The sequence below is a fragment of the Streptomyces sp. NPDC031479 genome (assembly GCF_055581065.1).
On sequence record NZ_JBVIKC010000088.1, the window covers coordinates 1 to 11,277 of the forward strand.

Sequence of the window (11,277 nt, forward strand, 5' to 3'; positions counted from 1 at the left end):
ATAACCAGCCCGCCCCCACAAGGCTTGGCATCCCCCCCCCCCCCCCCCCCCCCCCCCCCCCCCCCCCGTTTTTCTCCCCCCCCCCCCCCCCCCCCACGCCGTCACCACACGGGGGTACACCCATGCAGCAGCTGTCCGACGCCCGGCTCTACCTGTGCACGGACGCCCGCAAGCGGCAGGGAGACCTCCCCGAGTTCCTCGACGCGGCCCTGTCCGGCGGCGTCGACATCGTCCAGCTCCGCGACAAGGGCATGGAAGCGGGCGAGGAGCTCGAACACCTCCGGGTCTTCGCCGAGGCCGCCCGCCGCCACGGCAAGCTCCTCGCCGTCAACGACCGCGCCGACGTCGCCCACGCCATCGGCACCGACGTCCTGCACCTCGGCCAGGGGGACATCCCCGTCCCCGCCGCCCGCGCCATCCTCGGCGAGCGCGTCCTGATCGGCCGCTCCTGCCACGCCGAGTCCGAGGTCGACGCCGCCGTCGCCGAGCCCGGCGTGGACTACTTCTGCACCGGCCCCTGCTGGCCCACCCCCACCAAGCCCGGCCGCCACGCCCCCGGCCTCGACCTCGTCCGGTACACGGCCTCCCTCGGCCAGGACCGCCCCTGGTTCGCCATCGGCGGCATCGACGGCACCAACCTGGACGAGGTGCTGGACGCCGGAGCCACCCGCGTCGTGGTCGTCCGCGCCATCACCGAGGCGGCCGATCCCCACGCCGCCGCCCACGAACTCTCCAAGCGGATCCGCGCCCGACTGGGCTAGTGTCCAAAAACGTGTCCAATGGATGGACACCGCTTCGGAGTCCGCGAGCGCGCGTCTAACCTGCCGGTATGGCCTTTGGTACCGCTTCCACCTGGTCGGACCGTGCGCACACGGTCCGCGACCTCCTCGCGTCCGGGCGCTCGTACTCCTTCGAGTTCTGGGCCCCGAAGACCGAGAAGGGCGAGCGCAACCTCTGGAACGCCCTCCGCCGCATCGAGGCGGTCTCCCCGAGCTTCGTCTCGGTCACCTACGGAGCCGGCGGCTCCACCCGGGGCGGCACCGTCCGCGCCACCGAGCAGATCGCCGCCGACACCACCCTGACCCCCGTCGCGCACCTGACCGCCGTCGACCACTCCGTCGCCGAGCTGCGCCACGTCATCGGCCAGTTCGCGGACGCCGGCATCCGCAACATGCTCGCCCTGCGCGGCGACCCGCCGGGCGACCCCATGGGTCCCTGGGTCAAGCACCCCGAGGGCGTGGACTACGCCGCCGACCTGGTGCGCCTGCTCAAGGAGTCCGGCGACTTCTGCGTGGGCGTCGCGGCCTTCCCCGAGATGCACCCCCGTTCGGAGGACTGGGACACGGACATCCGGCACTTCGTGGACAAGTGCCGTGCGGGCGCCGACTACGCCATCACCCAGATGTTCTTCGATCCCGAGAATTATCTGCGGCTGCGCGACAGCGCCGCCAAGGCGGGCTGCGAGACCCCGATCATCCCCGAGGTCATGCCTGTTGTGGGCATCAAGCAGCTCGACCGGCTGCCGCAACTGAGCACCGCGGTCTTCCCCGCGGATGTGAAAGAGCGCATGCTCGCCGTCAAGGACGATCCGGCCGCTGTACGCTCCATTGGCATCGAGTTCGCCACGGAGTTCTGCGCGCGGCTGCTGTCCGAGGGTGTCCCGGGGCTGCACTTCATCACGCTGAACAATTCCACGGCGACTCTCGAAATCTACGAGAACCTGGGCCTGCACCAGCGGGCCTGAGCGGCCGTCCCCCGTTCCCGCGCCGACGGCCGTACCGAGAGGGGCCTTGCATGGGAATGACGGTCCTCTACATCGCGTTCGGCATCGTCGCGTTGTGGCTGCTAGCCGAGGTCCTGATGCAGTACAAGGCCCGGCTCCGCTGGCGCCTGCTCGCCTTCGCGGGGTTCCTCGGCGTGGTGGCCGGGGTGGTACTGCCCTCCGTCCTGGTGATCGCCGCGGGCGCGACCGCCTTCGCCGTCGGCCAGACCCTGGTGACGCTGTCCTTCCGCAAGGGCTTCGTGGCCGGCTGGGCGCTGCGCCGCGGCGGTGAGCCCGTACGGCAGCAACGCGGCAGGCGCCGGAGCGGCGGCGCGCCGCGCCCGGCACCGGAGCTCAAGGTCAGCGACCTGGAGTACGGGTCCCAGGACCCGGACGGCACCTCCGCGGACGCGGGCCCCGGCCCCGGCGACGAGGTGTTCACCCCGCAGCCGGTGCCCGAGGAGACGGGCTCGTACGGGATACAGAGTTTCGCCCCGGACCGGCCGGACGCCACCGCTCCGTTCGCCTCGCCCTTCACCGGCGCCGAACAGGACGCCCACCAGTACGCGGCCTCCTACGACCCCGGGCAGGGCCAGGGCGGTTACGACTACACCGGCTACCCGGCGGGCGAACAGCAGGTCTACGCCGCCTACTCGGACCCGTACATCGGCACCGGCGGCGCGGTGACCCCGCCGGCCCCCGACAACTACCCCGACTACACGGCCTACACCGCCTACCCGGCGTACTCCGACCCCGCGCAGCAGTACTCCACGGACACCCCGCCCGGCGGGGTCTGGGTGCCGCAGCAGCGCGCCACGGACAACCAGCAGCCCTACCCGGAGCAGGACCCGCAGGGCTACCCGTACCAGAACAACGGCAACCCTCACGGCAACGGCGACCAGGGGCAGTACCGCTACTGACGCCGCGCTCCGGGGCTCACTGGGAGCCCCGGAACTCCGCCCCCTCCACGATCAGCCCGGCCACCAGGGCCCCGGTCATCCCGGCGTGCGCCAGCCCGCCGCCGGGGTGGGCCCAGCCGCCGGCCAGGTACAGCCCCGGCAGGGCCGTCGTGTTCGCCGGGTACAGCAGCCGCCCGCCGGCTCCGGCGAGGGCGGGCGGGGGCACCGAACCGCCGAGCGCGCCGGTGGCCGCCTCCACGTCCTTCGGGGTGCGCACCCGCATCCACAGCATCCGTGAGCGCAGCCCCGGCACGGCCCGCGCGGCGAGGTCCAGCAGCTCCTCGGGGTCCGGGACCGGCGCCCCGCCCGCGGGGCCGCACACGGCGGTCACCGTGACCGCCTCGTGGTCGGCGTCGGGCCGGGTGGCCGGGTCGTCCGGGCGCAGCACGGTCACGTCCAGCCCGGGGGAGTGCACCAGGGTGCGGTGCACGGCGTCGGCTGGGCGGGAGCCGCGCAGGGCCAGCAGCAGGGTCAGCCGCGCGGGTACCCCGTCCCCGCGGGCCGGAGCCCCGCCGTGCGGCCAGGACACGGACTTGGCCGGCAGCCGCCGCGGGTCGATCCCGCAGACGACGGAGTCGGCGGGCGCCTCGGTACCGTCGCCCAGCAGCACCCCGGCCGCCCGGCCGCCCCGCGCCAGGACCTCACGCACCGGGGTGGCGAAGGCGAAGGTGACCTTCCGCTCCAGGCAGCGCTCGTACACCGCGGTGGCCAGCTCCCGCATGCCGCCCCGGACGTACCAGCTGCCGAAGGTCTGCTCCATGTACGGCAGCGCGGCCGCCGAGGCGGGAGCGGCGTCCGGGTCCAGCCCGTACGCCCGCACCCGGCCGGCCAGCAGCTCCCCGAGGTGGCCGCCCAGCTCGCGCGAGGCCACCTCCGCCAGCGAGGGCGGGCGGCGGCGCAGCAGGCCGCTCCCGCGGAGCGCCGGGTAGGGGTCGCGGCCCAGGACCTGCCAGTCGGGGCGCAGCGGCTCCTCCAGCAGGGGGCGACGGGTGGCGTCCCAGGTGTCGCGGGCGCGCCCCAGGACCGCGTTCCAGCGCTCGCCCGCGCCCTTGCCGAAGGCCCCGTCGAGGGCGGCCGCGACCCCGCCGCGCGAGGCGCCCGGCAGGGTGACGGTGGTGTCGCCCAGGACGTGGCGGACGGCCGGGTCCAGCTGGACCATGTCGACCAGGTCCTCCAGGGGCCGCTTGCCGGTCTTCACGAACAGGTCGCGGTAGACGGCGGGCAGGTGCAGCAGCCCGGGGCCGGTGTCGAAGGAGAAGCCGTCCTGCTCGTACCGGCCGACCGATCCGCCGTAGGAGTCCCCCCGCTCGTACACCGTCACCTGGTGCCCCGCCACGGCCAGCCGGGCCGCCGTCGCCATCGCGCCCATGCCGGCGCCGATCACCGCAATTCTCGCCATGCGGCTGAGCCTATCGAGCGAGGTCAGGGGGTCGGACCGGTGGTGCCCCCGGCGCCGGGCGGGTGGGTGCCGGCGGCCGCGCGGACCTCGGCCCCCAGGCGCTTCTCCTCCCGGCGCCGGGCACGGCGGCGGCGGAAGCGGCGGATGCGGCTCCACAGGTAGACCACGAGGGCCAGGCCCAGGGCGAGCAGGACGGCGGCGATGACCGCGGCGGCCTGCGGGTTGAACATGGCGAAGGTGACCAGGCCGGCCACCCCGAGGTCCTCGGCGGTGCTGACCGCGATGTTGCTGAAGGGCTCCGGCGAGGTGTTGACCGCCATCCGGGTCCCGGCCTTGACGAAATGGCTGGCCAGGGCGGTGGAGCCGCCGATCGCGCCGGCCGCGATGTCGGTGAGGGAGCCGCTCTGCCCGGCCAGCAGGGCGCCGACCACGGCACCGGCGAGCGGCCGGATCACGGTGTGGACGGTGTCCCAGAGGGAGTCCACGTACGGGATCTTGTCGGCCACCACCTCGCAGAGGAAGAGCACGCCCGCGACGATCAGGACGTCGGTGCGCTGGAGCGAGGCCGGGACCTCGTCGGTCAGGCCGGTCGCGCCGAAGACGCCGAGCAGGAGGACCACGGCGTAGGCGTTGATCCCGCTGGCCCAGCCACTGGTGAAGACCAAGGGGAGCACACTCACACGGGCATCATGCCTCAGGACGGGCGGCCCGGTGGGCGAAAGGGGTGAGGGGACCGCCGCCTCGGGGCGGCCGTCCCCTCACGATGCTGTGCGTGCGGGGCTACTGCCCCTGTTCGTCACGGCGGCGCTGCCACCGTTCCTCGATGCGGTGCATCATCGACCGACGCTGGCGGTTCTGGCCGCGGGCCGATCCGCCGGTACTGCCGGAGACGGGCTGCTCGCCGGGCTTGGGTGCCTTGCGCCAACCGGTGACCACGAGGACCGTACAGGCCAGCATGACGAGGAATCCCACCACGCTGATCCAGAGCACTTCCTGCCAGATCACACCGGTCATGAGGAGCGCGATACCCACCACAATGCCTGCGACTGCCTGGTAGACCCGTCGCCGGGTGTACGTGCGCAGTCCACTACCCTCAAGCGCTGTCGCGAACTTGGGGTCTTCGGCGTACAGCGCTCGCTCCATCTGCTCGAGCATTCGCTGCTCGTGCTCCGAGAGCGGCACGGGAGTCCTCCTCATCCGTCGGTCGCGGGGGGTAGCGACCAGGGGTCCCCTTCAGGATAGGCGGGGAATCGCCCCCGTGATACCCGCCCTCTACGCCACATTCTGACAACCGCTGAGCCAACGAAAACGCGGTGGCGCTGAAGCGATGCGTCAAACGTACCGTCGCCAGCGCGGTCACTGAGGCGCTTATTCCCCAATGAGTTCTCCGCCATGCCGAACGGTGTCTCCGATCATACGGGGCGGAGCGCCGGTTCGGAGGGTGTGCGGCCGAGCCCGTTTGCGCAAGGCCGCAGATCAGGCGGGCTTCTCTCCCAGGACGTGCAGCTGGGTGGCGACCGCGTGGAAGGCGGGCAGCTCGGCGGCGGCCTCCTCCAGTCGCAGCAGCGCCTCCACCGCTCCGGGCTCGGTGTCGACCAGGACGCCGGGCACCAGGTCGGCGAAGATCCGCACTCCGTGGACCGAGCCGACCTCCAGGCCGGCCCCGCTGACGAGCTCGCTGAGCTGCTCGGCGGTGAAGCGGCGCGGGACGGGGTCGCCGGAGCCCCAGCGTCCGGCCGGGTCGGTCAGGGCGGTGCGGGCCTCGGTGAAGTGGCCGGCCAGGGCGCGGGCGAGGACGGCCCCGCCGAGCCCGGCGCCGAGGAGGCTGAGGATGCCGCCGGGGCGCAGGGCCGCGACCGTGTTGGCCACGCCCTCGGCCGGGTCGTCCACGTACTCCAGCACCCCGTGGCAGACCACCACGTCGTACGCGTCCCGCTCGACGACGTCCAGGAGGCCCTGGGCGTCGCCCTGGACGCCCCGCACCAGGTCGGCCACGCCGGCCTCGGCGACCCGGCGCTCCAGCCCGAACAGGGCGTTCGGGCTGGGGTCGACCACGGTCACCCGGTGGCCGAGGCGGGCCAGCGGCACGGCGAACTTTCCGGTGCCGCCACCGGTGTCCAGCACGTCCAGCACGTCCCGCCCGGTCGCCTTCGCCCGGCGGTCGAGGGCCTCCTTGAGGACCTCCCACACCACGGCGGTGCGGAGGGAGGCGCGGGGGCGGGAAGTGTCCGACACGGCTGATGGCTCCTCGGCGCGTAAGGGTGGGGCGAGCGGTGCGTGCCCCACCCTATTGCCTCGGCCGACCGGGCAGGTCATCCCGCGTGGGGACGCTCCGGCCGGGGCTGCGGGAGGGGCTGCGCCGGGGGCTGGAGCGCGAGCATCCGCTCCACCAGCCGCAGGAACATCCCGGCCTCCCGTACGAGGTCGTCCGCGTCCCGGGAGGTCGCCGCGTCCGGTATCCCCGCCTCGGCACGGGCCCGTCGGGCCGCGCCGGAGGCGAACAGGGCGCTCCACTCGGTCAGTTCCGGCGCTATCTCCGGGAGCACCTCCCACGCGCTGCGGATCCTGGGCCGCCGCCTCGGTCCGGCCGGCTCCGGGCGTCCGCGCGCGGCCAGTACGGCCGCGGCGGCGCGCAGCGCGGCCAGGTGGGCGGTGGCGTACCGCTCGTTGGGCCGGGGCAGCAGGGCCGCCTCGGCCAGGCCGCCGTGGGCCTTGGCGAGCAGGTCCAGGGCGGCCGGTGGTGCGGCGGCCCTGCGCGGGACGGGGTGGACAGGGGACGGGGACGGTGTGGCCATGACGAACCTCCTGTCGTTGCGTGGTGCTCGGCGGTGGTGCGGGCGGCCGTGCTCGCGCGCGTGGCCGTGGATCCATCGTGACGTCCCCCACTGACAATCGCGCTGACCTGCGCCTTCTCCTCCGGTCCGACCCGAGGCCCCCCTCGGGGTGCGGCCGTTGGTCGCGGACCTGATAGTTTTTGAACTGACCGGTCAGTTCAAAAGCTTCGACGGATTCGACAGAAAGGGGACGGCGTGGACAGCCCGCACGGCGCGGCCGTCAAGGCCGAGGCCTTCGGACTCAAGGGCCCGCGCGGCTGGGTCTTCCGGGGCGTGGACCTCGACGCGGCGCCCGGTTCGCTGATCGCGCTCGAAGGCCCCTCCGGCAGCGGCCGGACCTGCCTGCTCCTCGCCCTCACCGGGCGGATGAAGCCCACCGAGGGCCACGCCGAGATCGGCCGCCACCGGCTGCCGAAGAAGATGGCCGCGGTCCGCCGGATCTCCGCCCTCGGCCCGGTCCCCGGGGTCAACGACCTCGACCAGGCCCTCACCGTCGCCGAGCAACTGCGCGAGGGAGCCCTGCTCCAGCGCCGCTACGAAGGCCCCGTGCGGGCCCTGCTGCGCCCGCGCGGGGAGCGCCGCGCCTCCACCGAGGCCCGCATCGCCGCCGTCCTGGCCGCCGTCGGACTGGACCCGGCCACCCTGCCCAAGGGGCCGCGGACCTCCGTGCGCGATCTGGAGCGGCTGGAGAGCGTACGGCTCTCGCTGGCCGTCGCCCTGCTCGCCGGCCCCCGGCTGCTGGCCCTGGACGACCTCGACCTCAAGCTCTCGGACGCCGAACGGGCCGAGGCCTGGGCCCTGCTGCGCTCCATCGCGGACCGGGGGACCACCGTCCTCGCGGTGTGCAGCGAGGCCCCGGAGGGAGTCACGGTGCTCCGTACGGTCGCCCCCGGGGCGCCCGCCGAGGCCGCCGCCCCCACGGTGCCCGCCCGCCCGGCCGTCGCCCGCGACGCCGGTCCGAAGATCACCTGGGGCCTGTCCGGCGGCCCCGCGTCCCCCGCGTCCCCCGCGGCCGCGGACGCCGCCGCCGGTCCGGCCCCGGACAACGACACGGACGGCACGACGGACGGCACGACGGACGGCGAGCCCGGAACCGGCGAGGACGGCGGGACCCCGGACGCCTCGGCCACCGGGAAGACCACCGCCGGGAAGCCCGCCACCGCCGGGAAGCCCGCCACCGGCAAGCAGCCCACCACCAAGACCACCGACGACGAAGACCCGAAGGGGGCGGACGATGCGCTCGCCGAAACTGGCCGCGCTTGAGCTGAAGCGGTTCGGGCGGGGGAAGCTGCCCCGGGCCGCTCTCGTCGCGCTGCTCCTCCTGCCGCTCCTCTACGGCGCCCTGTACCTCTGGTCGTTCTGGGACCCGTACAGCCGTCTCGACAAGGTGCCCGTCGCCCTCGTCAACGCGGACCAGGGCACCACCGTGGACGGCAAGCACCTCGACGCCGGCGGTGAGATCACCAAGAAGCTGCACGACAGCAAGACCTTCGACTGGCACGAGGTCAGCCAGGCCGAGGCGGCCAAGGGCCTGGAGAACGGGAAGTACTACCTCTCCCTCACCATGCCCGCCGACTTCAGCGCGAAGATCGCCTCCAGCGGCGGCGCCGACCCCACCACCAGTGCCCTCCAGGTCCGCACGAACGACGCCAACAACTACATCGTCGGCTCGATCTCCCGCACCGTCTTCTCGGAGGTCCGCTCGGCGGCCTCCACCAACGCCTCCCGCGGCTTCCTCGACAAGATCTTCGTCTCGTTCTCCGACCTGCACGACAAGACCGCCGAGGCCGCCGACGGCGCCGACAAGCTCAAGGACGGCGCGGGCAGGGCCCAGCAGGGCGCGAAGGAACTCGCCGACGGACTCGACACGGCCAAGGAGAAGAACGGCGAGCTCACGGCCGGACTGAAGAAGCTCAACTCGGCCGCCGGCCAGCTGGAGACCGGCACGAAGGACATCGCCGACGGCACCCAGCTCCTCGCCGACAAGGTCAACGGCGCCGCCGAGAAGGCCCGCCCGTTCGTCAAGGACCCCAAGAACCTCGCGGACACCGCCAAGCTGGTCGCCGACACCGCCCAGGTGACGAACAAGCACCTCGACAAGTTCGCCGAGAAGGCCCCGGCCGCCGCCTCGATCACCAAGCAGGTCGCCTCCCTCGCCGACAGCAACTACACGCAGTACTGCGCCGTCCCCAACGCCCAGCTGCCCGCGGGCTTCTGCGAGCGGCAGAAGAAGATCAAGGACGACGCCGCCCAGGCCGCCCTGCTCTCCGGGGACGTCAACACCCTCGTCGGCAACAGCAACGGCGACATCACCAAGCTCCGCAACCAGCTGAGCGACCTGGAGACCAAGGCCCGCGAGCTCGTCGCCAAGGCCCCCGGCCTCTCCTCGGACCTCGAAGGGGCCGTCGCCAAGGTCAACGCCCTCAACACCGGCGCGCACAAGGTCGCCGACGGCATGGTCCAGTTGCACACCGGCATCGGCACGGCCGCCGGCGGCTCCGGAGCCCTCGGCGAGGGCGTCGGCAAGCTCGGCGACGGCGCGCACAGCCTGAACGGCGGCATGTTCAAGCTCGTCGACGGCACCGGCGAACTCGCCGGCGGACTGCACGACGGCGTCGGCAAGATCCCCGACTACGACCAGCATCAGCGCGACGCCCGCACCGAGGTCATGGCCGACCCGGTGAAGCTCGCCAACCAGTCCCTGCACAAGGCGCCCAACTACGGCACCGGCTTCGCCCCGTACTTCATCCCGCTCTCCCTCTGGGTCGGCGCGATGGTCGCCTACATGCTGATCGCCCCGCTCAACAAGCGGGCCCTGGCCGCCGGCGCCTCGCCCTGGCGGATCGCCCTCGCGGGCTGGCTGCCCGTGGCGGGCCTCGGCGCCGCACAGGTGGGCGCGCTGATGTCGGTGCTCCACTGGGGCCTCGGCCTGGAGATGGCCCGCCCGGCCCTCACCATCGGCTTCCTGTTCCTGGTCACCGGCTGCTTCGCGGCGATCGTGCAGTGGCTCAACGCCAAGTTCGGCGCGGCCGGCCGGATCCTGGTGCTGGCCGTCCTGATGCTCCAGCTGACCTCGGCCGGCGGCACCTACCCCGTCCAGACCAGTCCGGGCTTCTTCAACGCCATCCACCCGTACCTGCCGATGTCGTACATCGTCGAGAGCCTGCGCCGCCTCATCACCGGCGGCGACCTCGCCCCGGTGTGGCAGGGCTGCGGGGTCCTGGTGGCCTTCACCGTGGGCGCCCTGGCGCTCACCGCGCTCGCCGCCCGCGGCAAGCAGGTGTGGACGATGGACCGGCTGCACCCGGAACTGAGCCTGTAGGGGGCTGTTGACCTGTGAGAATCAGCGCCATGGAAAGCAGCAGCACCGGTACGGGCACCGGCGGCGCACGCCGCCAGGCCACCCGGCAGAAGCTCTACGAAGCCGCCGTCACGCTCATCGCCGAACAAGGTTTCTCCGCGACCACGGTCGACGAGATCGCCGAGCGGGCCGGCGTGGCCAAGGGCACCGTCTACTACAACTTCGCGAGCAAGACCGAGCTCTTCGAGGAGCTGCTGCGGCACGGGGTCGGTCTGCTGACCGCCTCGCTGCGCACCGCGGCCCAGGAGACCGAGGCGCGCGGCGGCAGCCGGATCGAGGCCCTCGACGCCATGATCCGGGCGGGACTGGTCTTCATCGACCGCTACCCGGCCTTCACCCAGCTCTACGTCGCCGAGCTATGGCGCACCAACCGGGCCTGGCAGTCCACCCTGATGGTGGTCCGCCAGGAGGCCGTGGCCGTGGTGGAGACGGTGCTGCGCGAGGGCGTCGAGCGGGGGGAGCTCAGCGCCGAGATCGACGTGCCGCTGACGGCCGCCGCGCTGGTCGGCATGGTGCTGGTGGCCGCGCTGGACTGGCAGGCCTTCCAGAGCGAGCGGTCGCTGGACGACGTCCACTCGGCGCTGTCGCTGCTGCTGCGGGGCCGGGTCAGCGGGAGCCGCTGACCCCCGGTCGGCGGTGCCCTCCGGGGACCGGGTCGGCGTAGAACTGAGTATCCGTACCTAGGGGCACAGATGAGTACGCGTACGGATGGCTCCCACCTGCGCGGACAGCAGACTGGGGGCATCGGACGGGGCGCACGGCCCGCACCGCGGACACGGGGCCGCGGAGCGGACCGGGGCTCCGGCCGGGAGTGTGGGGGGGGACCCGGTGACGGGAAACGCCGGTGGGGGGGGGGGGGGGGGGGGGGGGGGCGGCCCCCCCCACCCCCCCCCCCTTCCCCTCCCTTTTCCCGGGGGGTGGGGAGCGCCGAGGGTCTTCTTCACAGTTTTTTCAGGGGGGGA

The 11,277-nt window shown here is 73.3% G+C and carries 11 protein-coding genes; 6 read left to right on the forward strand and 5 right to left on the reverse strand.

The genetic code is table 11. From position 1 onward, the window contains the following. Positions 1–122 precede the first annotated feature (122 nt). The 3 genes from thiE to ACZ5D2_RS40465 all read left to right on the forward strand — a co-directional run bounded on the left by thiE (position 123) and on the right by ACZ5D2_RS40465 (position 2,682). The gene (gene thiE / locus ACZ5D2_RS40455) at positions 123–761 is read left to right on the forward strand and encodes a thiamine phosphate synthase (RefSeq protein WP_371678909.1); all 639 of its coding nucleotides are present in this window, start codon (positions 123–125) and stop codon (positions 759–761) included. Between the two features lie 68 nt (positions 762–829). Continuing rightward, entirely contained in the window at positions 830–1,744 is a 915-nt protein-coding gene (gene metF / locus ACZ5D2_RS40460) for a methylenetetrahydrofolate reductase [NAD(P)H] (protein WP_371678910.1), read from the forward strand. A 50-nt stretch (positions 1,745–1,794) separates the two neighbouring features. Further along, entirely contained in the window at positions 1,795–2,682 is an 888-nt protein-coding gene (locus tag ACZ5D2_RS40465) for a hypothetical protein (protein WP_371678911.1), read from the forward strand. Between the two features lie 16 nt (positions 2,683–2,698). On the opposite strand, the gene ACZ5D2_RS40470 is transcribed toward ACZ5D2_RS40465, so the two are convergent. From ACZ5D2_RS40470 to ACZ5D2_RS40490, 5 genes are all read right to left on the reverse strand, one after another. Continuing rightward, positions 2,699–4,120: a phytoene desaturase family protein gene (locus ACZ5D2_RS40470; protein WP_371678912.1), complete on the reverse strand. Its 1,422-nt coding sequence runs from the start codon at positions 4,118–4,120 to the stop codon at positions 2,699–2,701. Positions 4,121–4,143: 23 nt separating this feature from the next. Next, complete coding sequence (locus ACZ5D2_RS40475) at positions 4,144–4,800, reverse strand: DUF4126 domain-containing protein (protein ID WP_468936689.1); 657 nt, start codon at positions 4,798–4,800, stop codon at positions 4,144–4,146. Between the two features lie 100 nt (positions 4,801–4,900). Further along, positions 4,901–5,302 carry a DUF3040 domain-containing protein gene (locus ACZ5D2_RS40480; RefSeq protein ID WP_030227982.1) on the reverse strand — a complete coding sequence of 134 codons (402 nt, stop codon included), beginning with the start codon at positions 5,300–5,302 and terminating at the stop codon, positions 4,901–4,903. A 294-nt stretch (positions 5,303–5,596) separates the two neighbouring features. Next, complete coding sequence (locus ACZ5D2_RS40485) at positions 5,597–6,355, reverse strand: class I SAM-dependent methyltransferase (RefSeq protein WP_266838592.1); 759 nt, start codon at positions 6,353–6,355, stop codon at positions 5,597–5,599. 77 nt (positions 6,356–6,432) lie between these two features. After that, the gene (locus tag ACZ5D2_RS40490; protein ID WP_371678914.1) at positions 6,433–6,915 is read right to left on the reverse strand and encodes an SAV_6107 family HEPN domain-containing protein; all 483 of its coding nucleotides are present in this window, start codon (positions 6,913–6,915) and stop codon (positions 6,433–6,435) included. A gap of 234 nt (positions 6,916–7,149) precedes the next feature. Here ACZ5D2_RS40490 and ACZ5D2_RS40495 point away from each other — a divergent pair, with 234 nt between their 5' ends. The 3 genes from ACZ5D2_RS40495 to ACZ5D2_RS40505 are packed head-to-tail and all read left to right on the forward strand — an operon-like array spanning position 7,150 to position 10,938. Then, the gene (locus ACZ5D2_RS40495) at positions 7,150–8,217 is read left to right on the forward strand and encodes an ATP-binding cassette domain-containing protein (RefSeq protein ID WP_468936694.1); all 1,068 of its coding nucleotides are present in this window, start codon (positions 7,150–7,152) and stop codon (positions 8,215–8,217) included. Next, complete coding sequence (locus ACZ5D2_RS40500) at positions 8,189–10,276, forward strand: YhgE/Pip family protein (RefSeq protein ID WP_371678916.1); 2,088 nt, start codon at positions 8,189–8,191, stop codon at positions 10,274–10,276. The genes ACZ5D2_RS40495 and ACZ5D2_RS40500 overlap by 29 nt, the downstream gene beginning before the upstream one ends. 29 nt (positions 10,277–10,305) lie before the next feature. Then, positions 10,306–10,938: a TetR/AcrR family transcriptional regulator gene (locus tag ACZ5D2_RS40505; RefSeq protein WP_371678917.1), complete on the forward strand. Its 633-nt coding sequence runs from the start codon at positions 10,306–10,308 to the stop codon at positions 10,936–10,938. Positions 10,939–11,277: the final 339 nt, after the last annotated feature.